A 26,396-nucleotide genomic window follows, 5' to 3' on the forward strand; every position below is an offset into this window, starting at 1 on the left:
TGTGTAATGCTATAACGTTTGGCATAAGTCTCCGCAAGCCATCGTTTTTCGGGCATCGAATGACCACTCGTTCCTCTTTTGACGACTCGACCCTGGTCGCAATGCGCGGCGTCGGCGTGCGCCGCTCCGGCGGCTGGATGGTGCGCGGCGTCGACCTGACGCTACGCCGAGGCGAGATCGTGACGCTGATCGGCCCAAATGGCTCCGGCAAATCAACGACCGCCAAGACCGCGATCGGGATCTTGAAGCCCGACGAGGGCACGGTCCGTAGGGCGAGCCGGCTGACGGTCGGCTACGTGCCGCAGCAGCTGAGCATCGACTGGACGCTGCCGCTCAGCGTCGAGCGGCTGATGACGCTGACCGTCCGGGCGTCGCGCGCGGCGATCGCCGATGCGCTGCACCGCGTCGGCATCGCCCATCTCGCCAAGGCCGAGGTGCATCGTCTGTCCGGCGGCGAGTTCCAGCGGGCGCTGCTTGCCCGCGCGATGATCCGCAAGCCGGATCTTCTGGTCCTCGACGAGCCGGTCCAGGGCGTCGATTTCAGTGGCGAGATCGCGCTTTACGATCTGATCTCCGACTTACGCGATGCGGCGGGCTGCGCGGTATTGTTGATCTCGCACGATCTGCATGTGGTGATGGCCAAGACCGATACGGTGATCTGTCTCAACGGCCATGTCTGCTGTGAGGGGACGCCGCAATCGGTTGCCAATTCGCCGGCGTATCAGCGCATGTTCGGCCCGCGTGCGGCGGAGACGCTGGCGATCTATTCGCACCATCACGATCACACCCATCTGCCGGATGGGCGGGTGCGTTTCGCAGACGGCACGATCGGCGACGAATGCAGCACCCCGAAAGGCGGTGACGGGTCCGATCATGCTCACGATCAGGGCCATGACCATGACGAGCCCGCATCCCATCGTCCGAAGGATCGGGAGCCAGCCGATGTTCGATGATTTCTTCGTCCGCGCCGTGGTGGCCGGCATCGGCATCGCGCTGGTCGCCGGCCCACTCGGCTGCTTCGTCGTCTGGCGGCGCATGGCCTATTTCGGTGATACCATGGCTCACTCGGCGCTGCTCGGCGTGGCCCTGTCGACGGCCTTCGAGATCGACCTGATGCTCGGCGTCTTCGCGGTCGCTGCTGTGGTCGCCGTTGCCCTCGTGCTGCTCGAGCGGCGCGGCGCGCTGTCGACCGACGCGCTGCTCGGCATCCTCTCCCATTCCACGCTGGCGCTGGGGCTGGTCATCATTGCCTTCATGACCTGGGTGCGGATCGACCTGATGGGTTTCCTGTTCGGCGATATCCTGGCGGTCTCGCGCTTCGACCTGGCCGCGATCTTCGGCGGCGGCGCCATTGTCCTCGCCGGTCTGGCGATGCTTTGGCGCCCGCTGCTCGCCGCTACCGTCAGCACCGAACTCGCCGAAGCCGAGGGGCTTCGGCCGGAACGCGCGCGATTTCTCTTCATGCTGCTGATGGCGGTGGTCATCGCCATCGCCATGAAGATCGTCGGCATCCTCTTGATCACCGCGCTGTTGATCATCCCGGCAGCGACCGCGCGGCGCTTCGCTTCGACGCCGGAGATGATGGCGCTCCTTGCGGCGTTCATCGGCGCGGCTGCCTCGACCGGTGGCCTCTTCGCCTCGCTGAATTTCGACACGCCGTCCGGCCCGTCGATCGTCGTCGCCGCGCTTGCGCTGTTTCTTGTCAGCCTGCTGCCGGTACCGGCATTTGCCGACCGCCGGGCGGAACCCGCCGGAAAGGCGCCACAGTGACCGCAGCGTCGAAACTGACGCGGAACCAGAGCCTCGTCTTCGACGCGCTGAGGGCGGCGGACGAGCCGCTGAGCGCCTATACGATTCTTGACCGACTCCGCGACGACGGATTTCGCGCGCCGCTGCAGGTTTATCGCGCCCTCGATACGCTTCTCGATCGCGGACTCGTCCACCGGCTCGACAGCCTCAAGGCGTTCGTGCCCTGCGCCCATCCCCACGATCATCACGAGAGCGCGACGATCGCCTTCGGCATCTGCGGGCGATGCGCGCGGGTCTGGGAGTTTTCCGACGCGATCGTCGAGGAGCGACTGCGCGGCTGGGCCAAGGCCGAGGGGTTCTGCCCGCAGCGCACCGCGATCGAGATCAGCGGCCTGTGCGCAGATTGCGCCCGCGCCGGCATGGCTTGATATAGCATTTCTTGCCGCTTCCATTCTGCCTTGACCCTTCGCGGCAACGGCCACGGCGGATCGCCTTGACAGGGTAAGGTCTTCTCCCGCAAATCCGCTCCATCACGCGGCCCTACGGACAAGGGAGGAGCCCTGTTCGGCATTTGCCGCCACGACGGGAGGAATCATGACGATCAGAACGCTAACCGCCGCCGGACTAGCCGCGCTTGCCGCCGTCTGGACAGTAACGACCGTCGATGCCGTCGAGCTGAAGCTCGGCTATTCGCTGTCCGAAACCTCGCATTATGGCGTTGGCGCCACGGCGATGGCCGAAGAACTCGAAAAACTCACCGACGGCAAATTCACCGTCAAGCAATTTCCGGCGAATGCCCTCGGCGGTGAGCGCGAGATGGTCGAGGGAGCCCAACTCGGCACGGTCGACCTGGTCATCACCTCGACCGGTCCTGTCGGCAATTTCGTGCCGGAGACGTTGATCACCGACATTCCGTTCCTGTTTCGCGACTACGACCACGCCCATGCCGTCCTCGACGGGCCGATCGGCCAGGAATTGCTGGACAAGTTCCCCGACAACGGCCTGATCGCGCTTGCTTGGGGCGAGAACGGCTTCCGCAATCTGACCAATTCCAAGCGGGCGGTGACAACGCCCGAGGACGCCGAGGGCCTGAAGATCCGCACCATGGAGAACCAGGTGCACATGGAGGCCTTTTCCGAACTCGGCGTGCTGCCGACGCCGATGGCCTTTCCTGAGCTGTTCACCGCGCTACAACAGGGCACCGTCGATGGCCAGGAAAACCCGATCGGCGTGATACTCTCGGCCAAGTTCGCGGAGGTTCAAAAGTACCTGTCGCTGACCAACCACGTCTATTCGCCGGCCCTCATTCTGATGTCGCCGACGGTCTGGGACGGCTTGAGCGACGAGGAGAAAGAGGCCTTCCGCGAAGCCGCCAAGGCGGGCGCCGCCGCGATGCGCGAGAAGGTTCGCTCCGACGCCGATTCGGGCGTGGCCACGCTGAAGGAGGCGGGCATGGAGGTGACCGAAGGCGTCGATCGCGCCGCCTTCGAGAAGGCGCTCGAGCCTTTGATGGCCAAATACGCCGAGCGGTTCGGCCAGGACAAGCTCGACGCCATCCGCGGCACCGGCAAGTGACGGATTTGTAAGACCACGACAGTGGCCGGACGGCGACGTCCGGCCACTGTCGTCTTCGACACCAGCAACAAGGGCCGTCGATGCTTACTGTTCTGCGCGCCATCGATCGCTGGGTCCTGCGTCTGTCGTTATGGACAGCCATGGCGCTGCTCGCGCTCATGTCGGTGATCACCTTCTGGCAGGTTCTGACCCGCTTCGTGCTGGAGCGACCGTCGACCTGGTCCGAGGTAACGGCGCGCTCGCTGATGATCTGGATGGTCTATCTCGGCCTGGTGGCGTGTCTGCGCGCCGGCTCGCTGATCTCGGTGGATCTTTTGATCGCGCGCGTGCCGCCGGCGTTTCGCAAATTTCTCGCGATTGCTATTGCCGGTGTCACGCTCGGTGTCCTCGGTGTCATGGTCTGGTACGGTTGGGCGATGACCGAGCGCACCGCGCGCCAGACGATCGCGGGCGTCAGCGATCCGTTCTTCGGCCAGAAGATATCCATCGGCTTCGTCTACGCGGCGATACCGGTCGGGGCGGCGCTGTCGATCGTCGCGACGCTCGCCCGCCTCGCCGAGGAACTCACAGGTACCCTGGTTCATCGGCAGGGTCCTGCCACGCACGACGTCTGAGAGACATCGATGTCCAGCTTCATGCTTCTCGCCCTCGTCGGCTTCTTCGCGCTCGGCCTGCCGATCGCGATCGCGATCGCCGCCGCCTCCATCGGCGGCATCGCCATCTTCACCAGCCTACCGCTGCTCGTCGTCGCGCAGAAGCTGATGACGACGCTGGATTCCTTTCCGCTGATGGCGGTGCCGTTCTTCATTCTCGCCGGCAACCTGATGGAAGCCGCCGGCATTTCCGGCCGCCTCGTCGAATTCGCCAAGACCATGGTCGGTGGCATCAGGGGTGGGCTCGCCGCATCCTGCGTGCTGACCTGCATGATCTTCGCCGCGGTCTCGGGCTCCTCCGTCGCCACGACCTTCGCGATCGGCGCGATCGTTATCCCGGCAATGACCAAACACGGCTATCCGACCGGCTTTGCCGCCGCGCTGCAGGCGACGTCGGCCGAACTTGGCGTGATCATCCCGCCGTCGATCCCGTTGATCCTCTACGGCGTCAGCGCCGAGGTCTCGATCGGCGATCTGTTCATCGCCGGTCTCGGGCCCGGTCTGCTGATCGGGCTCGCGCTCATTCTCTTCGTCTATTTGTGGTGCCGCAAGAACGGTTGGGGCGAGCGCGATCACGAAGGCCGGCTGCCGTTCTGGCAATCGCTGAAGGCGGCGTTCCTGGCCCTGCTGATGCCGATCGTCATCATCGGCGGCATCTATGACGGTATCTTCACGCCGACCGAGGCCTCGGTCATCGCGGTGTTCTACGCCCTGTTCATCGGCATGGCGGTCTACCGCACGATCAGCCCGCGCGATCTTCTGCCGGTTCTGCACCGCTCGGTGATCTCCTCGACGATCATCCTGTTCGTCATCGCCGCCGCCGGGCTGTTCTCGTTCTTGATCACCAGGGCCGGCGTGCCCGCCGCGATCGGCGAATGGCTCGGCACCGTCATGGACGAGCCGGTCTATTTCCTGCTCGCGGTCAACGCGTTCCTGTTCGTCGCGGGGATGTTCATCGAGACCTCCGCGGCGATCATCGTGCTGGCGCCGATCCTCGCCCCGGTGGCGATCTCCTTTGGCATCGATCCGGTGCATTTCGGCCTGATCATGGTCGTCAACCTCGCGCTCGGCATGATCACGCCGCCCTTCGGCGTCAATCTCTTCGCCGCCTGCCAGGTCGCCGGCATTCCATTCGAGCAGATCGTGCCGCGGCTCTTGCCCTTCGTTCTCGTCATCATCGCCTGTCTGCTGGTGATCAGCTACGTGCCGGCGATCTCCGTCGGGCTGCTGACGCTGTTGTGAGGGCCGGGATGCCGGCGCGGGCGTGCAATGCGCCAGCGCGCGTTGGGGCAAATGTCGATCGGGCCGACGAAATCGCAATGATCGCTTGCGGCGCGGAGGCGGCCCCGTTATATACCGCGCCGCAGGTCACGGAGTGTAGCGCAGCCTGGTAGCGCACCTCGTTCGGGACGAGGGGGTCGCAGGTTCGAATCCTGCCACTCCGACCAGCATTTCCCCGTATACGGCCCGGAGACATGGGTAAAAGCCTGTATCTGAGGCAAGAGCGACAGGCTGTTACCGAAAGGGTTGCGAGGCTTCGATTCCTGGTCAATTGATCCGGGCTCGCGAGCCATGACACTGGCGAGTCCGGTTCTCGAACGCCTTGCCGGCGATCCCGGGCCCTAGGTCGAGACGCGGATGTTTTCCGATGCATGCCGACGCGGCCGCGGGCTATATTGCTCGGCGGATTGCCGCACCATCGGACACAGGGATCAAGCGCCTTAATAGCCGACCGCCTGGCCGTCTTTGCGCGGGTCGGAGCCGGCCACATAGCCGCCGTCGATACGATGGACGATCTGTGCGCCGCCAAAACCGAACGCGACGGCGTCGCCTGTGTCGCGGACCACGCGATGCCCTTTCTTCTCAAGGGCCGAAAGCACGGCGTCTCCCGCCGCTGCCTCGACCGCCACTTCGAGCCCCTCCATCGCCCGCCAGCGTGGCGCATCGATCGCCGTCTGCGGGTCCTGTCCCCAGAGCTGAGTGCGCAACACCATCTGCACATGCCCTTGCGCCTGGATCGGCCCGCCCATGACACCGAAGCTCATCAATGGCTGACCATCCTTCATCACGAAGCCCGGAATGATCGTATGGAACGGCCGCTTGCCGCCGGCCACCTCGTTCGGATGCCCCTTGGCCAAGGAGAAACCATGTCCGCGGTTCTGCAGGCTGATCCCGGTTCTGGGGACGACGACGCCGGAGCCGAAGCCGGAATAATTCGACTGGATAAACGAGACCATCATGCCGCTCTCGTCACCCACCGACAGATAAACCGTACCGCCATGCTTCGGAGCGCCGGCCTTGAAATCCTGGGCCCGAGCGGGGTCGACCAGCTTTGCTCGCTCGGCGAGATAGTCTTGATTCAGAAGATGGGCCTCTTCGACCTCGCGCATGTGCCCGCGATCGGCGACGAACGCCCACATATCGCGGAAGGCGAGCTTCATCGCCTCGATCTGCAAGTGCAATGCCTCGACGCTGTCGGGATCGAACCGCTCGATGCGGAGATGCTTCAAAATGCCGAGCGCCATCAGAGCGGCGATGCCCTGACCGTTCGGCGGAATCTCGTGCAGATCGACCTCGCCGAAGCGCTGCTGAATCGTTCCGCACCAGTCGTTCTCGTGCGCGGCAAGGTCCTCCTCGGTCACGGCGCCGCCATGCTCTTTCGCGAATGCCGCGATCCGGGCCGCAAGTTCCCCGCGATAGAAGGCCTCGCCCTTGGTCTCGGCGATCAGCCGCAGGGAACGCGCGAGATCGTCGCTGCGAAAGAGCGTGCCGGCGGCGGGCGTATGTCCACCTGGCATGAAGTGCTCGGCGAAGCCCGGCTGCTTGTGGAGAATTTCGCCACCCCTCGCCCAGAGCTCGGCGATGATCGGCGAAACCAGAAAGCCGTTCTCGGCATAGCCGATCGCCGGCTCCAGTAGGGCCTCGAACGGCAGTTTGCCGAACCGCGCCGACAGGTCCCGCCAGGCGGAGACGGCACCGGGAATGGTGACGCTTTCCCAGCCGCGCATCGGCATCGCATCATGGCCGGCGAAGCGATTGGGCGTCCACGCCGCCGGGCTGCGGCCGGAGGCATTGAGGCCATGCAATTCCGCGCCATCCCACAGGATCGCAAAGGCGTCGCTGCCGAGTCCGTTGCCGGTCGGCTCCACGACGACCAGCACGGCTGCTGCCGCGATTGCCGCGTCGACGGCGTTGCCGCCCCTGGCGAGCATCGAAAGCCCGGCTTGCGAGGCGAGAGGCTGCGAGGTCGAGACGACATTGCGGGCGAAGATGGGCGAACGGCGGGACGCATAAAGCGCGTCATGGCGATAATGCATGGGTGAGGTTTCCTCGCGGTGATATTGCCGACGTCAGGACTGACTCGGCGCCAGCATGCTCTTGCGGCCCTTCACGTAGGCGCGTGCGCTCCAGACGATCGACAGAACCGCTGCGACCAAAAGAAGGGCCGAGATCGGGCGGGTGAAGAAGGTCGTCCAATCGGCGTCGCTCATCAGGGCGCGGCGCAAATTGGTTTCCGCGATCGGACCGAGGATCACGCCAAGCACCAGCGGGGCCAACGGGTAGTCCAGCTTCTTCAGGACATAGCCCAGCAATCCGACGAAGCCGAGCAGATAGACATCGGTGATGCGATTGTTGAGCGCAAACGCGCCGACCACACAGAAGACGGTGACCACGGGGACGATCACAAATTTCGGAATTTCCGTGACACGCAGGAAGAAGCGCATCGTGGTGAGGCAGATGATCAGCATCATCAGGCTCGCCACCACCATAGCAATGAACATGCCGTAGACGAGGTCGCCATGTTCCATGATCAGACGCGGACCGACACTGATCCCATGCACCATTAGCGAGCCCATCAAGATGGCGTCTACCGCCGACCCGGGGATGCCGAGCGCGATCAGCGGGATCAGGCCGCCGCCGGAGGTCGCGGAATTGCCGGCCTCCGAAGCAACGACGCCGTCTGCGATTCCGGTACCGAATTTTTCCGGAGTCTTCGATGCCCGCTTGGCCTGGTCGTAGGTCAACAGGTTGGCGATCGAGCCGCCGGCCCCAGGAACGGCGCCGACGAAAACGCCGAGAAGCGAAGATCTCACGAGGTTGCCGGGGCGCGCCAGGACTTCCTTCATGACGGTCCATGTGTGGAAATCGATCCGGCCCGAGATCAACGCGGTATCCTCCTTGACCGCCGCGGGATTCTCGAGCTCGCTCATCAACTGGCTGATCGCGAAGATCCCGATCAGCACCACGATGAACGGCAGGCCGGGCGCCAGCATCTCGATATCGAAGGTGAAGCGCGGCCGCCCCATCATCGGGTCCGGCCCGATCACCGCAATCGCAAGACCGATGACGCCGGCGATCAATCCGCGCAGCAGCGACGCGCCGACCAGACTGGCGACGATCGTTAGGGCGAAGACGATCAGCGAAAAATATTCCCAAGGTCCCAGCCGAACGGCAACGATCGCTAGCGGCGGGGCGGCGACGATCAGCACGAGCGTCGACACGATCGTCCCGAAGAAAGAGGCCCAGATGCCGAGCGAGAGGGCGCGGCCGGGCTCTCCATTGCGCGCCATTGGAAAGGCGTCGAAGGTCGTGGCGACCGACGAGGGCGTGCCGGGAATGCCGAGCAGCGCCGCCGAGATGAGCCCTCCGGTGTAGCCGCCGACATATACCGACAGCATCACCGAGATGCCCTGCAGCGGCGGCATGGTGAAAGTCAGCGGCAGCGTCAGGACGATCGCCATGGTGACGGTGAAACCGGGAATCGCGGCCGCTATGATACCCGCCAGCGAGCCGAGCGCCATGTAGAGAAGCGTGTCGGGGGCCAATACCTGGACAAGCCCGAGCAGAAAATCGTCCATCTACGAAGTGCCTCGCGCTCAGCCCAACAGGCCGCGGGGGAGAAAAACGGTAAAGCCTTCGGCAAACAGCCAGTTCAGACCGAAGGAAAAGATGACGGCCACCACGAGCCCGGTCACGATTGTCCGCCGGTCGCGCGGCGCAACGATCAATTGCGCGACGAGCAGGAAGAGGAAGGTCGCGATCGAGAAGCCGAGCGTCCGCAGGCCGGCGAGGTAGAGGCCGAAAGCCAGGAAGACGAGGAGCACCAGCCGGTGCGCCACGATGAAGGCGCGGATGCGGGCGGCCAGGCCATGCGGCCTTCCCCAACGCGACAAACGTCGAGCCGACAGGGCGATCGCGATCACGCACAAGGCGGCTAGTAAACCCATGACGAGCTTCGGGAACGCGCCCGCGCCAAGCGGCTCCCATCGCGAGACCGGCAGGCCGATAGCTGCGACATACAATCCGGCGGCCGCGATCAGGAAGATGACGTAGGAGACGAGCTTGGCGACCTCGCTGGCGACGTCATCGTCCGAAATCTTCGGGGACGCCGCAAACACGGCATCCCCGTCAGAGGTTTTCTCGTCCGGAACGATCATCCCGCGAGACGGCCCACCAGGCGATCGATCGTCGCATCGAGTTTTTCCAGGTATGTCCGATACTTTTCCTGGCCGCGGAAATCGACCTCGGCGCCGGCATTGTTGATCTGTTCGACGAAGGCCGGGTCCTGCGACAGCTTCTCGAGCGCCGATTCAAGCGTATCGCGCGCCTCTTTCGGCACCCCCTTCGGCATCACGATACCGCGGGTGATCGTCAGTTCGAGATCATGGCCGAGTTCCTTCAGCGTCGGAACGTCGGGAGTGGCGTCCAGGCGCTCGGCCGCGCCGGTCGCCAGGAACCGCAGATCGCCGTTTTTGACGAATTCCAACGACGAGGAGATGTCGCCGATGGCCGCGTCGAGATTGCCGCCGACAAGGGCCCGAATACGCTCACCGGTTCCCTCGTAGCCAACATAGGACAGCTCGATGCCCGCCGCGTCCTCGATCATCGCCGCGTGCAGATGCGGGACGCCGCCGAGCGTGACGCCGGTCTTGATCGCGCCGGGATTTTCCTTGGCGTAGGCCACGAACTCCTCGAATGTCTTCCAAGGGCTGTCGGCGCGCACGACCAGATATTGCGGCGACGACGTCATCAGCGCGATCGGGTCGAACGTATCCCAGTTGATATCCGTCAGGCCCGTCTTGTTCGCGACCGGCAGGCCTTCATGGATCTGGCTGATCGTATAGCCGTCGGCGTCGCGCTTGCTGGCTTCGGTCAGGCCGACGGTCCCGCCGACGCCCGGCATGTTGATTACCGCCAGGGGCTGGCCGAGATATTGCTCGGCATTGTTGGCGACGATCCGCATCAAGGTGTCGCTGCCGCCGCCGGGACCCCAGGGGACGATGAACTCGATAGCCCGCTCAGGATAGTCCTGAGCCTGCGTGGCTGTGACCAGACCTGTCAGCGTCGAAAGCGATACCGCGCCCGCGATAACCAGATTCTTCAGATTGACCAGCATGATTGTATCTAACTTTCTCTCTCCGGAAGGCCCGCCGGCCGTTGTGCGCCGGCGACGTCCAGTGATCTCTGTGGGAATGGGCGACTGGCTGCATGGTCAGCACCGTCCCGGCTACAGGTGACAAGAAGCCTAAGTGGTATACCTGATATTGGCAAGCCATGCTTGCTGGACTCCAGGCTCTCGATGTCTCGCCAATGCAGCCGTTCGCTTTCGATGTCGACCATGCTTTCCGGCTCGCAGAGTCAGATTCAAGAATTCGCGAACAGGTCGAATATCTTGCGATGCGTCTCGTTAGCTTGCGGATGCTGGAACGGGGGCCCAAGCCGCTTTCGGTGGATCGCTCCCATCTATATCATTGTGCCGCCGTCACGGTTCTGTAAGTCGGCCCATGGATGAACACGATCGGTATCGGGTCAGGTGAATCTGGTACCAGGGGATGCTGCGTCCTTTGGTCGTTTCCCGGGGAAGCGCAGCCCGTTTCGCGCACTACGGATTCCGGTGCCTTCATCATCGTTGAATGCCCAGCCGAAAAGGCTATGGGTGCAATTGCTGTTTCCCAACGAGCCGGTTCTGAGCAAGCAGATCGTTTGCGCGACCCGGAATGGCCGTGCGCCTCGGCCCGATCATATATCCCGTAAGCCGATCCAGTCAGGTGCTTCATAGATCGTCGATTTTTGGAACGGGCGAACTGGCGACCACTGACCCGGGCAGCGTGGCCGGCGCGTTGTCGCCGACCCGTCGCAGGATGGCAACAAAGGCGGCGGCCGCCGCGTCGATCGCCCCGGCATTGTCAATGCGATGGATCGCTTCGACCCCGAGGGGCACGTCGAGCGTCGTCTGGCGTCGTAGTCGCCGGTCGATCTCCTCCGGGGACTCCCGGCCTCGCGCGGCGATCCGCTCGACGAGCAGGTGGCGCGGGGCGGTGATTTCGATGACGTAAAGGCGGGGGAAGCGTTCCGCCGCGTTTCGCAAAGCGCCGCGCGAGATGTTGGCGACGACGGCTTCGCCGGCCTCCAGGCGTTTCGAAATCTCGGTCGGCAGGCCATAGGAGAGGCCGTGCGCCGACCACGTCAGGCAGAAGGCACCTTCTGCCTCGGCCATGGCGAACGCCGCTGGCGTCAGGCTGTCATGATCTTCCGCCTCCGCGAGCGCAATGCGGGTGACGACGCGGCGGGGGAAGAAGAAGCCGGTGTCCGGAGCGAGCGTCGCGGCGGCGATCGCCAGCAGCGAATCCTTGCCGACGCCGCTTGGTCCGACTACCGCGACGAACGGCCCGGGCAAACCGTTTTCGACAGGAGCCACCGCGCCGCGTTGGCCGGCGCCGGTGTCAGGCGACACGGTGATCCTCCCGCCAGACCGAGCGGACCACCGGCGTCGCGCGGATGCGCACGAGATCGGCGCGCAGGCCCTCGGCGATCGCGCCGCGATCGGTAAGGCCGACGGCTTCGGCCGGGTTTTGGCTCACCAATCGGATGGCATCCGGCAGATCGGCCGCGCCCTGATCGGCGAGATGAAAGACCGCCTGGAGCATCGAAAATGGCACATAGTCGGACGACAGCACGTCGAGGACGCCGAGGCGCAGGAGTTCGATCGCCGAGACATTTCCCGAATGCGAGCCGCCGCGCACGATGTTCGGCGCGCCCATCAGCACATGCAGGCCGGCCTCGCGCGAAGCCCTGGCGGCCGCGACCGTCGTCGGAAACTCGGCGACGCTTGTGCCGAGCGCGATCGCTTCGTCCACATGGGCGGACGTCGCGTCATCATGGGAGGCGACCGCGATGCCGCGCACGCGGCAGCGGTCGGCGATCGCAAGGCGGCTTTGCGGCGCGAATTTCGCCGATTCGGCCCGCCGCCTGGCACTGAAGGCCGCGAACTCGCGGTCCGACAGTCCCAGCTTGCCCTGATAGTAGATGCGATAGGCGTTCAGATCGGCGAACTGCCGCTGGCCCGGTGCGTGATCCATCAGCGAGACCAGTTTGAGCCGCGGATTCGTTTCGATCTTGTTGAAGCCCTCGACCACGTCGCTCGCCGATACCTCGCATCTGAGATGAATGTGATGGTCGGCGCGCACGCGGCCCTCCACGACCGCCCGGTCGATCGCGTCCGCCATCTCGGCCATGTCGCCGGAGGTCAGCGTGGCGTTCTCGTCGGTGCCGACCCGCAGCGCGTCGAAGACGGTGGTGATGCCGGAGGCGGCGATCTGCGCGTCATGGGCCTGGATCGCCGCCATCTTGTTCCACAAGACCTTCGGGCGCGGGATGTAATGACCCTCGATATGATCGGTGTGCAATTCGACGAGGCCGGGGATGACCGTGTCCCCGTCCATGTCCTCGCCGGATGCCGCCGGACCGTCGCAGATTGCTGCGATGCGGCCGTCGCGGATGACGACATGGCCGTCGATCACCCTGTCCGGAAGGACGATGCGGGCGTTCGTGAGAATTGTTTCGTCGGGCATGTCAGCGGTCTTCGATGGGAGGGCGGAACGGATGGAGAGAATGCAGGTGGAAGGGGCCGCCGGGCTCCGGCTCGATAAAGATGCCCAGCCGGTCGACCGAAAGCGGCGCGCCGTCGACATCGGCGAAGCGCTCGCGCAGCCTGGCCTCGACGCTGGCCCTTTCGTTTGCTTCGACCGGACCCGTCAGGGTCATATGGAAGCGGAAATCCTTCAGGACATTGGGATAACCCCATTCCGTCAGGTTCTCACGCTGGCGCTCGCTCAACCGGTCCGGCCGGCGCCTGCGGTATTCCTCGTCCGTCAGCGGCGCCCGCCATGGGTCGAAGGTCCGCACGACAGTCTCGGCGAGTTCGCTGAGCGCCGGGGGAGAGCGTTCGGGGACGAAGGCGAAGAACGGCCCGAGGGCGGCGATGACGAGGCGGTCGATCGCCACCGGCTCGCGCGAGGCGCAGAAGTCGGCGAGGCTGGCGTCGAGGTCGGCGAGATCGGCGCCGTCGGCGAAACGGAAGGGCGCCTTCATGGTCGCATGGAAGCCATAGCGGGCCGGCTCCGCGACCAGCCTGTCGATCGCCGGATCGCTATCTCGGGTCGGCTCGCCGTCGAAGGCGCCACGGCCAAGCCACTGGACGGCGGCGCGTGTCAGCGCGGCGTCGGCCGGCGGGGTGAAGAAGATCGCCGCGCGCATGGTCAGGTGACGAACCGGCGCAGCTGCTGGGACAGAAGATCGGTCAAGATGACGGTCGCAACCACGATGATGAGAATGGCGGCGGATTGCGGATAATAGAAGCCGCGGATCGATTCGAACAACACCTGGCCAATGCCGCCGGCACCGATGACCCCCAGCACCGTCGCCGCCCGCACGTTGCCGGCGGTCCTTTCCTCGCGCATCAGTCGTCTCCCCGCACCATGATGAAGAAATCGACGCGGGTCGCCTCGGTCTCCTCGGCGGATTTCAGATCGGCCTCAGCTTTTCGGCGCAAGGTCGGTTCGAACACCTCGGCCGCGATCGCGGCGTGCCAGTCGGCGCGCTGTCAGCCGGCGTCGAAGAACGCGGCCAGCCGCGCATGGTCGGTGTCGCGGCCGAGCACCATCGCGTGGCCGACTTCGCCGGACGCGAGGCGCACGCTCGCCCTGGCAACGCACGCCTCGCCCAGATTGAAAGGCGCGCCGCCGCCAATCCGGCCGCGCCGCATGACCAACCCGGCTTCCGGCGCGCGCAGCGTCGTCGCCGGCTGCGACGACCTTCGCGAGCATTTCGGGAAGGAGGTCAAGCACGAGGACGAAACGAGCAATAAGCCGTCGGTACGATGACGGGCTGGGTCCGGCTGGTGGCGACGGTGTGGTCGCTGTTTCCAGTGGTGACGACGTCGTCCTGCCAGTAGCAGCCTACGCGCCGTCCAGCATCTGCCGCAGGCCGTCGCGCGTTTGTTCGAAGCGGTTGTGGTGCAGGCCGCTCAGCGGGAACTCTCCGCCGTAGGCGAGGCTCAGGAGCACATTCGCCTTGTCGAGGTAAGTCTTAGAGGCGGTCCCCTCGCGGTGCATCTTCAGCGCGCGGTCGCGAAAAGCAAGGATCGAGAGCGTGGCGGCCTGGATCTCGGCGTGGGATGCGTCGGCTCCGCGCTCGAGCACGTGATCGAGCCGGGCAATCGCCTCGTGAACATGCCGCTGCAGCTCGGCGTTCATTTCGAGCGTCCCGTGAGGCGGCGGCGCTGCGTCCCCGGCAGGTGCCGCGGTTGCGCCAGCGAAAAGGCCGCCTCGGGTCGACTTGCCGCGCGCTTGCCGGTGTCGAGGATGCTGTGGCGCATCACGAAGCTGCCGGCGAGGACCGCGAGCGATCCCGCGACCGCGGCGGCCGGTGCCCGGCGCCCGGCAGCGTAGCTCAGCGCGTAAGCCGCGAGCGGGATGGCGCCGGCGATAACCAGGTCGGCCGCCTCCGACTTGCGCGCGGAATCGGCAACGGCCGGCTCGACGCCCGTTTGGCGGCGGCGGCGGCCGGCGGCGAGGGTGGCGCCGATATGGGCGAGAGTTGCTGTGACGGCGACGTCCTCCAGCCGCTCCGCAATGCGCTTTCGCCCGCCCGCCCGCTCACCCAGCGCCAGTGCCGCCGCCCCGGCTGCGACGGCGGAGGTCGCGAACTGCGCGCCGAGGCCGCCCGGCGCGGCGGCCCAGTACGGGTTAGACGTGGCCGACATCAGCGCCGCCGTATAAGTGGCGGCCCCTGCACCACTCACCGCCGCGCCGACTTGTGCCCCATCGGCGACGCGGCGCAGCGGGGGGTGACGGCGCACGGCGGGAAGGTCGCCGAGGGCGGAGATTGTCGTGGCGAGGCCGAACGCGCCGAGGATATAGGTGCCGAAGGACATGGGCGAGGTGGGGCGCAGGATACGCAGCATGTTGTACCAGCGTCGCGGCGTCTTCAAGTCCGCGACCAGTAGCGCCGAGCCGGTGGCCATCCCGGCGAGACCGAGGAGGTTGGCATTGCGCCGGGCGGCGCGGAACGCCCTGCGGTCTCGGAGCGCGCCAAGGAAGGCGAGCGCCTGCGCCGCCCCAGCGGTGCCCGCGACGGCGATGTAGCCGCTGACCTTCCAGTCCCATTGCGGGTTCTTGAGCGGCGGCTGGCCGTAATAGTTTTCGCCGCGCCAGCCCCGCGGAAGGGCGCGTGCGGGATCGTCCTCCTCCGGGCCGGATCCTTGGCGGGAATTCGTGGAGTGCAACGAACGGCCGGTCATCTGCGGTCTCCGAGAAGGACGGTGGCAACGAGGGCGAGACCGGCGAAGGCGGCGAGGCCGGTGCCGAGGGCGGTGCCGATGCGCTCGGCGGGGCGCGTCGGCGCGGCGGGGAAGTTGTAGACCTCCGGCCGGTCGAGGAGCAGGAAGAAGGCGTTCAGCTTCTCGATGCCGCCGGTGGCCCCGGGGTGGCCGGGGGCGCCGTAGAGGTAGGCGTCGGTCGTGCCGCGCTCGTGCAGGGCGGCGACGCGGCCCTCGGCGCGGGGGATCAACTGGTCGATTGGGCCGAACTGGATCGAGTCGGTGGGGCAGACCTTGGAGCAGGCAGGCTCCAGACCCCCCTTCAGTCGGTCGTAGCACATGGTGCACTTGTGTGCCTTGCCGTCGATCTCGTCGAGGTCGACCACGCCGAACGGACAGGCCGGCACGCAGTAACCGCAGCCGTTGCAGATGTCCTGCTGCACGACGACGGTGTCGAACTCGGTGCGGAAGATCGCGCCCGTCGGGCAGGCCTCGAGGCATGGCGCGGGGTCGCAGTGCTTGCAGACGTCGGACGACATCAGCCAGCGGCTCTGGAACTCGGGCGTCTCGCCGTCGGGGCGGTGGTCCATCTGCTCGATGAAGGCGACGTGGCGCCAGGTGGTGGCGGAGAGGTCAACGGTGTTGTCGTAGCTCATCCCCGAGAGGCCGCCCTCCTCGGCGGGGAGCTGGTTCCATTCCTTGCAGGCGACCTCGCAGGCCTTGCAGCCGATGCAGACCGAGGTGTCGGTGAAGAAGCCGTAGGCGCGGCCAGGCTCGATCCGTGTGTCGGCGGTCTGTTCGGCCTCGTGGGGCGCATCAAAGCTCATTCGGCGGCCACTCCTCGTGTCAGGCGTCCGGCGCGGACGGCGCAGGTGAGCGACTTGTTCTCGTGCATCGACGTATTCGGGTCGCCGACCGCGGCGGTCAGGACGTTGGCGATGTCGCCCGTCGCCTCGCCCTCCCAGCCGAAATGCCAGGGCATGCCGACCTGGTAGATCCACCGGCCGTCGAACCGCAGCGGCCGCAGGCGTTCCGTCACCATGGCGCGGGTCTCGATGGCGCCGCGGGCCGTCGAGATCACGATCCAGTCGAGCGTCCGCACGCCGAGCTCATCCGCAAGCTCGGGCGGCAGCTCGGCAAACCCCTCGGGCTGAAGCTCGGCGGTGTGGGGCACGCCGCGCGTGGGCGTGCCGCCGCAATGGTGCTCGGTCAGGCGGTAGGTGGTGAGGACGTGCGGGTAGCGCGGATCGCCCGGCTCGTGCAGCGGGTTGTCATCACGGGGGAACATCTTGGCGACCGGGCTCTGCCGCTGCGCGTAGAGCGGATTGCGGCCAGGGCTCTCCACCGGCTCGTAATGCGTCGGCAGCGGCCCGTCCTTGAGGCCGGAGGGCGAGTAGATCGCGGCGCGGCCGTCCGGCATCATGATGAACGGCTCGGCGCCGCCGATCGCGTCCATGCCGGTGGCGCCCTTCTCCCAGTCCGGACGGTAGTCGGGGCGCTTCGTCGGCTCGAAGTCAATGGCGTCGGTACCCTGCCACTCGCCTTTTGTCTCGTCCCACCAGACGAGGCGCTTCTTTTCCGACCACGGCTTGCCCTCCGGGTCGGCGGAGGCGCGGTTGTAGAGGTTGCGGCGGTTGTCGGGCCAGGCGAACGCCCAGCCGAGATGGCTCCCGGGGCCGTCGGGCCCGTCGGCCTTGCGCTCACGGGTCTTGTTGAAGCCGGGATAGGCGCCGGAGTAGAGCCACGAGCCGCAGGCGGTCGAACCGTCGTCCTTCAGCTCGTTGAAGTCCTCGAGTAGGCGCTTTTCGGGCCAGGTGTAGCCGTTGATCTCCTTCAGCACCGCCTCGCCGTCGATGTCGCCCCGCTCGTTCACCAGCGGGTAGTCGAGCGTCAGCGCCTGAATCGGGCGGTCGTGCTCCTGCTTGCTGTCCGCGTAGAGCGCCTTCATCCGGCGGCCGAGGTGGTACATGAACCAGAGTTCTGAGCGGCTGTCGCCCGGACCGTCGACCACCTTGTCGTGCCATTGCACCAGACGGTGCGTGTTGGTGAAGGTCCCGCCCTTCTCGCCGGCGAGTTCGGCCGGCATCAAGAAGACCTCGGTGCCGATCTCCTCGGGGCGGATCTCGCCGTTGCGGACGGGGTGGCCCTTCTCCCAGAAGTTCGCCGCCTCGACCATGTCGGTGTCGCGCACCACCAGCCAATCGAGCTTGGCGAGCCCGCGCTGGATCATCTGGCTGTTCGAGCCGCCCATGACGACGTTCTGGCCCATCAGGAACAGGCCCTTCACAACGCCGTCGTTCATGGCCAACGTCAGCGCCAGCTGGCTGTGGTCGCCGACGATCTTGGGCAGCCAGTGAAAGCCCCACTCGTTCTCGGGCGAGACCGCGTCGCCGTAATAGGCGCGCAGGAGGCTGGTCATGTACTTGGGAAAGTTGTTCCACCAGCCGGTCGGCATGGTCTCGTCGTCGAGGAACTGGTCGTAGTGCTGCGCCTGTGGCTTGAATGCGTTTGGCTGCGGCAGGTAGCTCGGCAGCATGTTGTAGAGCGTCGGGATGTCGGTCGAGCCCTGGATCGAGCAGTGGCCGCGGAGCGCGATGATCCCCGCGCCGGGCCGCCCGACGTTGCCTAGGAGAGACTGCACGAGACCGGCCGAGCGGATCATCTGCACGCCGACGGTGTGATGGTTCCAGCCGACGGCGTAGGCAATGGCGCCGGTTTTATCTGGGCCAGAGGCTTCGGCGAGGGTGTCGGCTATCTTCAGGAACAGATCCCGCGGGCAGCCGGTCACCTCCTCGACCATCTCGGGCGTGTAGGGCGCGTAGTGCCGGCGGAGGATCTGGTAGACGCACATCGGGTGCTGCAGCGTCGGGTCCTGCCGGGGCGGCTTGTCGGTGAGGCGGCTGGTCATCTCCGAGAAGGACTCGGCGGTGTTGAGGTAATGCTCGGAGAGGGCCGAGGGGACGACCATCCCCTCGTACTGCCAGCTGTCGTAGTCGTAGGCGCCCTTCTTGGCGTTCCAGCCCGAGAAGCGGCCGTCCTCGCGCTCGGACGGGCTCTGGAAGCCGTCCTCGATGATCGTGGCGAGGTTGGTGTAGGGGATCGCCCAGTCGCGCCACCAGAGATCGTTCTCGAGCAAGTGCCGGATCACGCCGCCGAGGAACGCGATGTCGGTCCCTGTCCGGATCGAGGCGTGGATGTCGGCCAGGGCCGAGGTGCGGGTGAAGCGGGGGTCGACGTGGATGACCTTGGCGCCACGCTCCTTGGCCTGCATCACGAAGCGGAACGCGATCGGGTGCGCCTCGGCCATGTTGGAGCCCATGACCAGCACGCAGTCCGAATTGGCGAGGTCCCATTGCGGCATCGTCGCCGCGCCCCGCCCGAACGACGCGCCGAGGCCGGGGACGGAATTCGAGTGGCAGACCCGCGCCTGGTTCTCGATGAAGACCATGCCGAGGCCCGCGCCGAACACCTTCTTGATGAGGTAGTTTTCTTCGTTATCGAGGGTCGCGCCACCGAGCGAGGCAATGCCGAGGGTATGGTTCACCCGGACGCCGTTCGGCAACGCCTCGACGAAGGTCTCGTCGCGGGTCCGCTTCGTCAACTGCGCGATCCGCTCCATCGCCCAGTTCAATGGCCGCTCTTCCCACTCGGTGGAGTAAGGGGCGCGGTATTTCACCTTTGTCAGGCGCGTCGGGCTGGCGTGGAGGCTGAAGAGCGTTGCGCCCTTCGGGCAGAGCGTGCCCTCGTTGATCGGGCTTTGCGGGTTGCCCTCAACGTGGATCAGCCGACCGTCACGCGCGTACATCAGAGTCGAGCAACCGACGGCACAGTAGGGGCAGACACTGACGCCGACCCTGTCGGCCTGTTCGAGGCGCGGGCGCAGGCCGTCCGACATCTCGCTGCGGGCGGCATCGGAACGGTGGCTCTCTCCCCGGACCTGCCGCGGCAGGGACCAATTGCGCAGAAAGTGCCTTGCCCTCTGCCCCGTCCGGGGAGCTGCGCGCCTCATGGGCCTGCCTCCCTGATACAGTGGGCTGTCATCGCCTTGCGGCCGCTTTGGGCGCTGAAGATGATCTCCACCTCCGGTCCAGAAACCAGTGACTGCAGATCTTGCGGCTCCAGAGTCGCATCGCCGGCGAGGGTAAAGATGATCGACCGTCCATCACCAGTGGAGAGCCGGAACCGACTTTCCTGCACGACCGAAATTATGCCTGAGATGCGCGCCACGAGGCCTCCCTGATATCGCTTCGAAACGCACCGCCGGCCGGTGAGGTTCCGCCCCGGACGTCTGGTGCGCAATTGCGGCTCTCCCTCTGCTACGCAGTCCACCTTCGCGGGCGCGGCGCCTGGCGTCGCCACGCCAGCCGCTCCGCCGCCCTTCATGGTGCGGCTGTCGGCCAGCACTTCCCGCGCGGGCGGGGCCTTGGTGGCGGAGGCAGTCTCCCCGATCGGGAACCGCTCGCCCACTGGCACACGGGGTCAGCGAGCCGGCGCGACGCAGGGTTCTCAGCAAGGGTTGGATCATCGCGGCATCTTCGGCAACGGTCGGATCGTAACTCACCCTTATCGAGCAGCACCGGCGCCGGAAAGTCCCGGATTTCAAGGGTCAGCTAGCGTACAAAGGCGCACGAGCCGTATCTTTCCGCTGCGGGATGCCATAGGTCCAACGACCGCGTGCAGGGTCGACCAGGCGCACGCGGCTGTGAGCGCATCGGCTTCCGCCCCAGGAGCGGGCGATGCCATGCGGAATACTCCCATCGAGCCAGACAACCGTCTCTTGCGTCAGATGCCGGCGGCTGCTGCCATGGCTGTATATTTTCAACCTGCAGACGGCGCAGACGACGTTGTCCAACGCCGGCTACAATGTCGAGGCCCGGCTCACCCGCTGGCTGCTGATGTGCCACGACCGCATCGACGGCGACAGGATCCCGCTGACCCACGAATTCCTCGGAATCATGCTAGCGGTGCGCCGTTCTCCGGCCCCAGTGACGAACGCGTGACGGCGCCAACCTTTCTCGGACGGGTCGGGAGCGTCGCCGGCGCCACGATCAGCGTGTGCCAGGCGGATTCGGTTGCTTCGGGCATCGCAATCATCGGCGGGCGCAGCTACCGCGTCGGCCAGGTCGGCAGCTGCGTGCGCATTCCCCAAGGCTATCACGACCTCTACGGCGTAGTCTCTGAAGTCGGCGCCCAGGCTACGCCCAAGACGGCAACGACATCTTTAAGGGGTGCGTACAGAGGAATGGAGGCCTCGGAGGGAATCGAACCCCCGTACAAGGATTTGCAGTCCTCTGCGTAACCACTCCGCCACGAGGCCTCATCGGCGCCGTACCTACGGATTTCGTTGGGTTTCCGCAAGGCCGGAAAATTTCATCCGGAAAATCCGGTCCTTCCGCCGTCCTGACCGAGCGATCGCGGCACATTGGCGCCGCTCAGCGCGTGATTTCATAGACGCGGCATCCTGCGCCATCTCGTTGCGTGCCGGCCGTCGTCGTATCGCCAACCGACACCCGTTCCTCAGCTGGCATCCGGTCCTTTGTCGCATTCGTCTGAAATCTTCCGCAGGCTTGCATCGCCTTGTCGGCTAGGGGGCGGGAAGGGCGCGCGTCATGTCTTGCCAACCGTCGGGATTGGGCGCACGCCTAGTCAAATTCGCAGCTGAGCGTCCCGACAGACAGAAGATGATTCGAAGCCATTCGCGAGCGCATTCCGCGCCTGCCAGCCCCAACGCCGCCGATAGCCTCATTCGTGCGGCTCGGACGGATGATGTCGATCGGCTGGTCGAGATCGAGGTGGCTGCTTTCGATGTCGATCGCATCTCACGCCGCTCGTTTCGTAATCTCGTCGGCGCTGACAGTGCGATCGTGCTCGTCGCCGAGGATGGCGGACTTGATGCACAAGCCTGCCGGGTCGTCGGCTACGCGGCCATCCTGCTGCGTCGCGGCACGGGGCTTGCGCGGCTCTACTCCCTTGCCATCGCACCGGATGCGTCGGGGCGTGGGATCGGTCGAAAGCTGCTCGAAGCGGCTGAATCCGCAGCCTTCGATCGCGACCGCATCGCCCTTCGACTTGAGGTTCGCGAGGACAATGCCGCGGCGATCGCGCTCTATCGCTCCCGCCATTTTCGTTCGATCGGACGCTATCTCGATTATTATGCCGATCACATGCCGGCGTTGCGCTTTGAAAAGACCTTGCGGGGCGACCAGGCGATCGAGACGGGTGTTCCCTATTACGAGCAGACGACGGACTTCACCTGCGGCGCCTGCTGCCTGATGATGGCGCTGGCGCGGGATGTTCCCGGTTTTGTGCTGGAGCCGGTGGCGGAGATCCGCCTCTGGCGCGAGGCAACCACGATCTTCATGATGTCCGGCCCCGGCGGCTGTGAGCCCTATGGCCTGGCGGTGGCGTCGCATGAAGCCGGACTCGACGCCGAAATTCATGTGTCGGAGCCCGGCGACCTGTTCCTGGAAGGCGTCCGCAGCGCGGAGAAGCAGCGAGTGATGGCGCTGGCCCAGGAAGATTTTCGCCGCCGCGCCGACGCCTACGGGATTCCCGTCGTCATCCGTCCGTTCACTCTGGTCGAACTACGCGCGGCCATCTCCGCCGGCAAGACGGCGGTGGTCCTGATCTCGGGCTATCACATGTTCGACAAGAAGGTGCCGCATTGGGTGCTTGCCCACGGCGATGACGGACGGCACATCGTCATCCATGATCCCTGGGTGGCGGACGAACGTGGCGAGTCGATCGCCGACGCAGCCAGCCTTCCAATTCCTTACGAAACGTTTGACCGGATCGCGCGTTTCGGCAAGGTCGGCCTCCGCGCCGCCGTCTTCCTCTCTCGGCGCGAGTCATAAGAAGTCGTCCAATGTCTCAATGGGTCGTCCTCGTCGGGCGCGCGTCCGATCTCGACAACGGCGCGACGCCGCACAAGATCATGACCAGTCGCGAGTATCTCGCGCGACCGGGCCTCTTCCGAGGGCAACGGCCCAAGGTCATCAACCTGTCGCGCTCCTACGCGTACCAGAGCCGCGGCTACTACGCGTCGCTGCTGGCCGAAGCCCGCGGCCACCGCATCGTCCCGTCGGTCGAGACGATGATCGACCTGTCGGAAAAGAAGCTTTACGAAAACGCCTTGCCCGAACTCGATGCCGCGCTCGCCAAGGCGTTCGACAAGAGCGATGCGCCGGCCCCGCCGATCCGCATCTATTTTGGTACTGCCGAGGATGTTCGCCTCGACCGCTTCGCCAAACTGATCTTCGACTGGTTTCGGGCGCCGGCCCTCGAGGTCCATCTGGAGCCGAAGAACGGGCGGTCGCGGATCCGCCGGATCGGCTTTGCCTCGATCGGCAAGCTCGACGATGTCGAGACCGCGCGCCTGTTGGCCGCGATGGAACGATACACCGCCCGCCAATGGCGTGTCGCGAAGGCGAAGACGCCGGCGAAATACGCCTTCGCGACGCTCTACGATCCCAAGGAAGCGATGCCACCATCGTCGGTCGGTACATTGCGGCACTGGGCACGCATCGCCGCCCGGCTCGGTGTCGATGTCGAACCGATCGGTCGCAAGGATCTGCCGCGGCTGGCGAATTTCGATGCCTTGTTCATCCGCGAGACGACCTCGATCTCCAATCACACCTACCGTTTCGCTCGCCGCGCCATGCAGGAGGGCATGCCGGTCATCGACGATCCGATCTCGATGATCCGCTGCACGAACAAGGTCTATCTCAACGAACTGATGGCCGCCAACGGTGTCGCCACGCCGTCGTCGGTGATGATCGGGGGCAAGGAGGACCTCGCCCGGGCGGCGGACGAACTGGGCTTTCCGATGGTGCTGAAGATCCCCGACGGGTCGTTCTCGCGCGGGGTAAAGAAGGTCGACGACGTCGCCGGTCTCGCAGCGCTGGCCAATGCCTGGCTGGAAGACAGCGATCTTCTGATTGCACAGAAGTTCATGCCGACCAGCTTCGACTGGCGAATTGGCGTGCTCGGTGGTGAGCCCTTGTTCTCGGTTCAGTATCTGATGGCCAAGAGTCACTGGCAGATCATCAACCATGACAATGGCGGGCGGCCATTGGAAGGTGGGTTCAAGGCTTTCTCGCTAGGCGATGCGCCGCCGCATGTGCTGGATGCCGGACTGAGGGCGGCCCGCTGCATCGGCGAGGGACTCTACGGTGTCGATCTCAAGGAGACGGACGATGGGGTGTTCCTGATCGAGGTCAACGACAATCCGAACCTCGAGCATGGGATCGAGGATATTGCGGAGAAGGACGAGGTCTGGACCCGTCTCACCCGGTGGTTCATCGACCGCATCGAGCGCTGAAACGTCGTGGATCGGGCCGTCGTGAACGGCCGTCGCGCCTTGCGTGCGACCGGAGCCGCGACTATGGAAAACGGGCAGCCGCAAGGCGACGATGCGGCAAGACACGAGGACTTTGGCCATGGATTTCGAGACTGCCCGCACGAAAATGGTGGACAACCAGATCCGCACCACGGACGTGACCCGTCATGACATCCTGCGGGCGTTCTTGCAGGTGCCGCGGGAAGAATTCGTGCCCGCCTCGTCGCGCAAGCCGCTGGCCTATATCGACGAGGATCTGCCGCTCGGCCACGGTCGCTATCTGATGGAAGCGTCGCCCTTCGCCAAGCTCCTGCAACTTGCCGCGGTCACGCCCGAGGACGTCGTCCTCGATGTCGGATGCGGGACGGGCTACTCATCCGCAGTCCTGTCGCATCTCGCTGGCTCGGTGGTCGCGCTGGAAGAGGACGTCGAACTCGCCGCGTTCGCCAGCGAGAATCTGATGCGACTCGACTACGTCACCTGCGTCGTCGTCGAGGGAAAGCTGGAGGATGGCTACCCGTCCGAGGCGCCTTACGACGTGATTGTCTTCGAAGGGGCGGTCGGGTGCTTGCCGGACACCTTCTTGGAGCAGTTGCGCGAAGGCGGGCGTCTCGTGGTCGTTGAGGGCGTCGGCAACGCCGCCTCGGCCAAGCTTTACTTCAAGGACGAGAATGGCATCGTCTCGGACCGGTTCGGCTTCAACTGCAGCGTCAAGCCGCTTCCGGGATTCGAGAAGAGGCGGGAGTTCGTTTTCTGAGCGGCCGGTCGTTGCAGATATGTGTCGTTGCCGCGCAAAGCATTCCAGGTGCCGGCTTGCCTCTTGATCCAGGGGGCGGGAAACTGATCAGATAGTCCCCCTATGGGACGGACAAGCCGAATGGTCGCTGTGGTGGCATTGCTCCATTGTGATACGCGTTGTCTGCGGTTTGGAGTCATCGGGTTGCGTAGTAGAATTTGGATTACCGCCGCTCTTGTAGTCGGTGTGGTCGCATCGGTCCCCGCCACCGCGGCGGCCGAAACCCTGACCGGAGCGCTGGCTAAAGCCTATGCCAACAGTCAGGGGCTGAATTCGGCGCGAGCGCAATTGCGCGCCACTGACGAGAATGTTCCGCAGGCGCGGGCGGGTCTCAGGCCGTTCGTCAGCGGGGTAGGCTCAGCCAACGCCACCCGGAGTCGGACGACCTTCGGCGACGATATCTCGTCCCAGACTGCACGGACGGAATCAATCGGCTTCGGCATCCAGCTCAACCAGACGCTGTTCGACGGGTTCCAGACACCCAACAACGTCGCCGCCGCGCAGGCACAGGTCCGCGCCTCGCGGGAAAACCTCGCCAATACCGAGCAGAATACGCTGTTCGATGCGGCGACCGCCTATATGGACGTGCTACGCGATAGGCAGATCGCCGCGCTGCGCCGCCAGAATCTTGGCTTCCTGCAGGAGCAGGTACGCGCGTCGCGGGCGCGCTTCGAGGTGGGTGAGGGGACGCGCACCGACGTGGCCCAAGCCGAGTCCCAGCAGGCGCTTGCCACAGCGCTGCTCAACAGCGCGCTGGCGCAGGTGGCCTCCAGCGAGGCGACCTATTTCGATGTCGTGGGTAATCCGCCAAGGAATCTCCAGCCGGGCAGAGCTCCTTCGGCTTACATCCCGAAGTCGCTCGATTCGGCGTTTGCCATCTCTCAGCGCGAGCATCCGGCCATTCTGGCGACGCTGGCCGCCGTTGACGCCGCGGCTTTTCAAGTCAAGTCGGCCGAAGGCGCGCTGCTGCCGACACTGAGCCTGACCGGCCGCGTCGACGATACCTATGCACTGAGCGAGAGCCGAGGAGGCGACCTGCCCGGCGTCAATAGTTCGCTCGGGCGGCCCAGCGTCAATACCCAGAACCAGGTGTCGGCGACGATCGGAGCGCAACTTACCATCCCTATCTATCAAGGCGGGCGCGCGAGTTCCCAGGTGCGCCAGTCCAAGGAAGTGCTCGGCCAGCGCCGGATCGAGGTCGACGGAACACGCGATCAGGTGAGAACTGCGGTGGCCAGCGCCTGGGCACAATTGCAGGCGGCGCGCGCCAATATTACCGGCTTTCAGGCGCAGGCGCGGGCCGCTCGCCTGGCACTTGATGGCGTGATCGAGGAGCGCAACGTCGGCCAGCGAACCACGCTCGACGTGCTCGATGCCCAGGCCGAGGTGATCTCGGCGCAAATCCTACTCGTCGGATCGCAACGCGACGAGGTGGTCGCCGGCTATGCCGTGGTCTCGGCCACCGGCCGTCTGTCGGCTGAGCGGCTCGGATTGGCCGGCAAGACCTACAAGCCGGAAGAGCATTACGAACAGGTCCACGACAAGTGGTACGGCCTGAGAACGCCGGACGGGCGCTGAGCGCTCCGCTTGAGGATCGCGGGCGAGACGGCCATCGCGACAGCCTCGCCCAAGAAGCTGGTGATAGTTTCAGCCAAAGAGCTTGCGGGATTCACGCCGGGGTTCTTT

24 protein-coding genes, 2 tRNA genes and 1 pseudogene are annotated in these 26,396 nt (G+C 65.4%); 12 read left to right on the plus strand and 15 right to left on the minus strand.

Features of this window, described 5'->3' with window-relative positions:
• Nucleotides 1–59: 59 nt before the first annotated feature.
• The 7 genes from ING15_RS07855 (at nt 60) to ING15_RS07885 (ending at nt 5,425) form a co-directional block, all read left to right on the plus strand.
• Entirely contained in the window at nt 60–953 is an 894-nt protein-coding gene (locus ING15_RS07855; protein ID WP_206454238.1) for an ATP-binding cassette domain-containing protein, read from the plus strand.
• Complete coding sequence (locus ING15_RS07860) at nt 943–1,770, plus strand: metal ABC transporter permease (protein ID WP_206454239.1); 828 nt, start codon at nt 943–945, stop codon at nt 1,768–1,770. Before ING15_RS07855 ends, ING15_RS07860 begins: the two co-directional genes overlap by 11 nt.
• Nucleotides 1,767–2,177: a Fur family transcriptional regulator gene (locus ING15_RS07865; RefSeq protein ID WP_206454240.1), complete on the plus strand. Its 411-nt coding sequence runs from the start codon at nt 1,767–1,769 to the stop codon at nt 2,175–2,177. The genes ING15_RS07860 and ING15_RS07865 overlap by 4 nt, the downstream gene beginning before the upstream one ends.
• 166 nt (nt 2,178–2,343) lie before the next feature.
• Entirely contained in the window at nt 2,344–3,324 is a 981-nt protein-coding gene (locus ING15_RS07870; RefSeq protein WP_206454241.1) for a TRAP transporter substrate-binding protein, read from the plus strand.
• A gap of 80 nt (nt 3,325–3,404) precedes the next feature.
• Entirely contained in the window at nt 3,405–3,938 is a 534-nt protein-coding gene (locus tag ING15_RS07875; protein ID WP_206454242.1) for a TRAP transporter small permease, read from the plus strand.
• Between the two features lie 9 nt (nt 3,939–3,947).
• Nucleotides 3,948–5,219, plus strand: coding sequence for a TRAP transporter large permease (locus ING15_RS07880; RefSeq protein ID WP_206454243.1), 1,272 nt, complete (start codon nt 3,948–3,950; stop codon nt 5,217–5,219).
• Between the two features lie 129 nt (nt 5,220–5,348).
• Nucleotides 5,349–5,425: transfer RNA gene (locus ING15_RS07885), tRNA-Pro, on the plus strand.
• A 273-nt stretch (nt 5,426–5,698) separates the two neighbouring features.
• Here the strand turns inward: ING15_RS07885 and ING15_RS07890 are convergent.
• The 14 genes and pseudogenes from ING15_RS07890 to ING15_RS07955 all read right to left on the minus strand — a co-directional run bounded on the left by ING15_RS07890 (nt 5,699) and on the right by ING15_RS07955 (nt 19,803).
• Nucleotides 5,699–7,294, minus strand: a complete 1,596-nt coding sequence (locus ING15_RS07890; RefSeq protein WP_206454244.1) for a gamma-glutamyltransferase family protein — start codon at nt 7,292–7,294, stop codon at nt 5,699–5,701.
• Nucleotides 7,295–7,327: 33 nt separating this feature from the next.
• Nucleotides 7,328–8,836, minus strand: a complete 1,509-nt coding sequence (locus tag ING15_RS07895; RefSeq protein ID WP_206454245.1) for a tripartite tricarboxylate transporter permease — start codon at nt 8,834–8,836, stop codon at nt 7,328–7,330.
• Nucleotides 8,837–8,854: 18 nt separating this feature from the next.
• Nucleotides 8,855–9,376, minus strand: coding sequence for a tripartite tricarboxylate transporter TctB family protein (locus ING15_RS07900; protein WP_206454246.1), 522 nt, complete (start codon nt 9,374–9,376; stop codon nt 8,855–8,857).
• A gap of 35 nt (nt 9,377–9,411) precedes the next feature.
• Nucleotides 9,412–10,374 (minus strand): Bug family tripartite tricarboxylate transporter substrate binding protein, encoded by a 963-nt coding sequence (locus tag ING15_RS07905; protein ID WP_206454247.1) that lies wholly within the window; start codon nt 10,372–10,374, stop codon nt 9,412–9,414.
• Between the two features lie 657 nt (nt 10,375–11,031).
• A complete protein-coding gene (phnN, locus tag ING15_RS07910; protein ID WP_206454248.1) occupies nt 11,032–11,712 on the minus strand; it encodes a phosphonate metabolism protein/1,5-bisphosphokinase (PRPP-forming) PhnN in 681 nt (226 codons plus the stop codon).
• Complete coding sequence (locus tag ING15_RS07915; RefSeq protein WP_206454249.1) at nt 11,702–12,829, minus strand: alpha-D-ribose 1-methylphosphonate 5-triphosphate diphosphatase; 1,128 nt, start codon at nt 12,827–12,829, stop codon at nt 11,702–11,704. The genes phnN and ING15_RS07915 overlap by 11 nt, the downstream gene beginning before the upstream one ends.
• A 1-nt stretch (nt 12,830) precedes the next feature.
• Nucleotides 12,831–13,514 carry a DUF1045 domain-containing protein gene (locus ING15_RS07920; protein ID WP_206454250.1) on the minus strand — a complete coding sequence of 228 codons (684 nt, stop codon included), beginning with the start codon at nt 13,512–13,514 and terminating at the stop codon, nt 12,831–12,833.
• 2 nt (nt 13,515–13,516) lie between these two features.
• On the minus strand, nt 13,517–13,717 hold the full coding sequence (locus ING15_RS07925) for a PhnE/PtxC family ABC transporter permease (protein WP_232845630.1): 201 nt from the start codon (nt 13,715–13,717) through the stop codon (nt 13,517–13,519).
• A gap of 146 nt (nt 13,718–13,863) precedes the next feature.
• Nucleotides 13,864–14,058, minus strand: a pseudogene (locus tag ING15_RS19445) (phosphonate C-P lyase system protein PhnG); the annotation flags it as partial.
• 157 nt (nt 14,059–14,215) lie between these two features.
• The gene (locus ING15_RS07935) at nt 14,216–14,512 is read right to left on the minus strand and encodes a hypothetical protein (RefSeq protein WP_206454251.1); all 297 of its coding nucleotides are present in this window, start codon (nt 14,510–14,512) and stop codon (nt 14,216–14,218) included.
• Nucleotides 14,509–15,558 carry an NrfD/PsrC family molybdoenzyme membrane anchor subunit gene (nrfD, locus tag ING15_RS07940; protein ID WP_206454252.1) on the minus strand — a complete coding sequence of 350 codons (1,050 nt, stop codon included), beginning with the start codon at nt 15,556–15,558 and terminating at the stop codon, nt 14,509–14,511. Before nrfD ends, ING15_RS07935 begins: the two co-directional genes overlap by 4 nt.
• Nucleotides 15,555–16,403: a 4Fe-4S dicluster domain-containing protein gene (locus ING15_RS07945; RefSeq protein WP_206454253.1), complete on the minus strand. Its 849-nt coding sequence runs from the start codon at nt 16,401–16,403 to the stop codon at nt 15,555–15,557. Before ING15_RS07945 ends, nrfD begins: the two co-directional genes overlap by 4 nt.
• Complete coding sequence (fdh, locus tag ING15_RS07950) at nt 16,400–19,585, minus strand: formate dehydrogenase (protein ID WP_206454254.1); 3,186 nt, start codon at nt 19,583–19,585, stop codon at nt 16,400–16,402. Before fdh ends, ING15_RS07945 begins: the two co-directional genes overlap by 4 nt.
• Complete coding sequence (locus ING15_RS07955; RefSeq protein WP_206454255.1) at nt 19,582–19,803, minus strand: hypothetical protein; 222 nt, start codon at nt 19,801–19,803, stop codon at nt 19,582–19,584. Before ING15_RS07955 ends, fdh begins: the two co-directional genes overlap by 4 nt.
• Nucleotides 19,804–20,312: 509 nt before the next feature.
• On the opposite strand from ING15_RS07955, the gene ING15_RS07960 reads away from it, so the two are divergent.
• Complete coding sequence (locus ING15_RS07960; protein WP_206454256.1) at nt 20,313–20,576, plus strand: cyclic nucleotide-binding domain-containing protein; 264 nt, start codon at nt 20,313–20,315, stop codon at nt 20,574–20,576.
• Between the two features lie 243 nt (nt 20,577–20,819).
• Here the strand turns inward: ING15_RS07960 and ING15_RS07965 are convergent.
• Nucleotides 20,820–20,893 (minus strand) — tRNA-Cys (locus tag ING15_RS07965).
• 364 nt (nt 20,894–21,257) lie between these two features.
• On the opposite strand from ING15_RS07965, the gene ING15_RS07970 reads away from it, so the two are divergent.
• The 4 genes from ING15_RS07970 to ING15_RS07985 all read left to right on the plus strand — a co-directional run bounded on the left by ING15_RS07970 (nt 21,258) and on the right by ING15_RS07985 (nt 26,288).
• Nucleotides 21,258–22,430, plus strand: coding sequence for a peptidase C39 family protein (locus ING15_RS07970; RefSeq protein WP_206454257.1), 1,173 nt, complete (start codon nt 21,258–21,260; stop codon nt 22,428–22,430).
• A gap of 11 nt (nt 22,431–22,441) precedes the next feature.
• Nucleotides 22,442–23,896 carry a RimK family protein gene (locus ING15_RS07975; RefSeq protein WP_206454258.1) on the plus strand — a complete coding sequence of 485 codons (1,455 nt, stop codon included), beginning with the start codon at nt 22,442–22,444 and terminating at the stop codon, nt 23,894–23,896.
• A gap of 118 nt (nt 23,897–24,014) precedes the next feature.
• Nucleotides 24,015–24,671: a protein-L-isoaspartate O-methyltransferase family protein gene (locus ING15_RS07980; RefSeq protein WP_206454259.1), complete on the plus strand. Its 657-nt coding sequence runs from the start codon at nt 24,015–24,017 to the stop codon at nt 24,669–24,671.
• A gap of 162 nt (nt 24,672–24,833) precedes the next feature.
• Nucleotides 24,834–26,288, plus strand: a complete 1,455-nt coding sequence (locus ING15_RS07985; RefSeq protein ID WP_456298352.1) for a TolC family outer membrane protein — start codon at nt 24,834–24,836, stop codon at nt 26,286–26,288.
• Nucleotides 26,289–26,396 lie beyond the last annotated feature (108 nt).

This window comes from Aurantimonas marina, assembly GCF_017183135.1.
Lineage (GTDB): Bacteria > Pseudomonadota > Alphaproteobacteria > Rhizobiales > Rhizobiaceae > Aurantimonas > Aurantimonas marina.

Excerpts from the sequence above, each read along its gene's own strand:
- ING15_RS07855 (WP_206454238.1), top strand. The coding sequence starts at position 60 with ATGACCACTCGTTCCTCTTTTGACGACTCGACCCTGGTCGCAATGCGC.
- ING15_RS07860 (WP_206454239.1), top strand. The coding sequence starts at position 943 with ATGTTCGATGATTTCTTCGTCCGCGCCGTGGTGGCCGGCATCGGCATC.
- ING15_RS07870 (WP_206454241.1), top strand. The coding sequence starts at position 2,344 with ATGACGATCAGAACGCTAACCGCCGCCGGACTAGCCGCGCTTGCCGCC.
- ING15_RS07875 (WP_206454242.1), top strand. The coding sequence starts at position 3,405 with ATGCTTACTGTTCTGCGCGCCATCGATCGCTGGGTCCTGCGTCTGTCG.
- ING15_RS07880 (WP_206454243.1), top strand. The coding sequence starts at position 3,948 with ATGTCCAGCTTCATGCTTCTCGCCCTCGTCGGCTTCTTCGCGCTCGGC.
- ING15_RS07890 (WP_206454244.1), bottom strand. The coding sequence starts at position 7,294 with ATGCATTATCGCCATGACGCGCTTTATGCGTCCCGCCGTTCGCCCATC.
- ING15_RS07895 (WP_206454245.1), bottom strand. The coding sequence starts at position 8,836 with ATGGACGATTTTCTGCTCGGGCTTGTCCAGGTATTGGCCCCCGACACG.
- ING15_RS07905 (WP_206454247.1), bottom strand. The coding sequence starts at position 10,374 with ATGCTGGTCAATCTGAAGAATCTGGTTATCGCGGGCGCGGTATCGCTT.
- ING15_RS07915 (WP_206454249.1), bottom strand. The coding sequence starts at position 12,829 with ATGCCCGACGAAACAATTCTCACGAACGCCCGCATCGTCCTTCCGGAC.
- ING15_RS07920 (WP_206454250.1), bottom strand. The coding sequence starts at position 13,514 with ATGCGCGCGGCGATCTTCTTCACCCCGCCGGCCGACGCCGCGCTGACA.
- ING15_RS07925 (WP_232845630.1), bottom strand. The coding sequence starts at position 13,717 with ATGCGCGAGGAAAGGACCGCCGGCAACGTGCGGGCGGCGACGGTGCTG.
- ING15_RS07935 (WP_206454251.1), bottom strand. The coding sequence starts at position 14,512 with ATGAACGCCGAGCTGCAGCGGCATGTTCACGAGGCGATTGCCCGGCTC.
- nrfD (WP_206454252.1), bottom strand. The coding sequence starts at position 15,558 with ATGACCGGCCGTTCGTTGCACTCCACGAATTCCCGCCAAGGATCCGGC.
- ING15_RS07945 (WP_206454253.1), bottom strand. The coding sequence starts at position 16,403 with ATGAGCTTTGATGCGCCCCACGAGGCCGAACAGACCGCCGACACACGG.
- fdh (WP_206454254.1), bottom strand. The coding sequence starts at position 19,585 with ATGAGGCGCGCAGCTCCCCGGACGGGGCAGAGGGCAAGGCACTTTCTG.
- ING15_RS07960 (WP_206454256.1), top strand. The coding sequence starts at position 20,313 with ATGCCATGCGGAATACTCCCATCGAGCCAGACAACCGTCTCTTGCGTC.
- ING15_RS07970 (WP_206454257.1), top strand. The coding sequence starts at position 21,258 with ATGATTCGAAGCCATTCGCGAGCGCATTCCGCGCCTGCCAGCCCCAAC.
- ING15_RS07975 (WP_206454258.1), top strand. The coding sequence starts at position 22,442 with ATGTCTCAATGGGTCGTCCTCGTCGGGCGCGCGTCCGATCTCGACAAC.
- ING15_RS07980 (WP_206454259.1), top strand. The coding sequence starts at position 24,015 with ATGGATTTCGAGACTGCCCGCACGAAAATGGTGGACAACCAGATCCGC.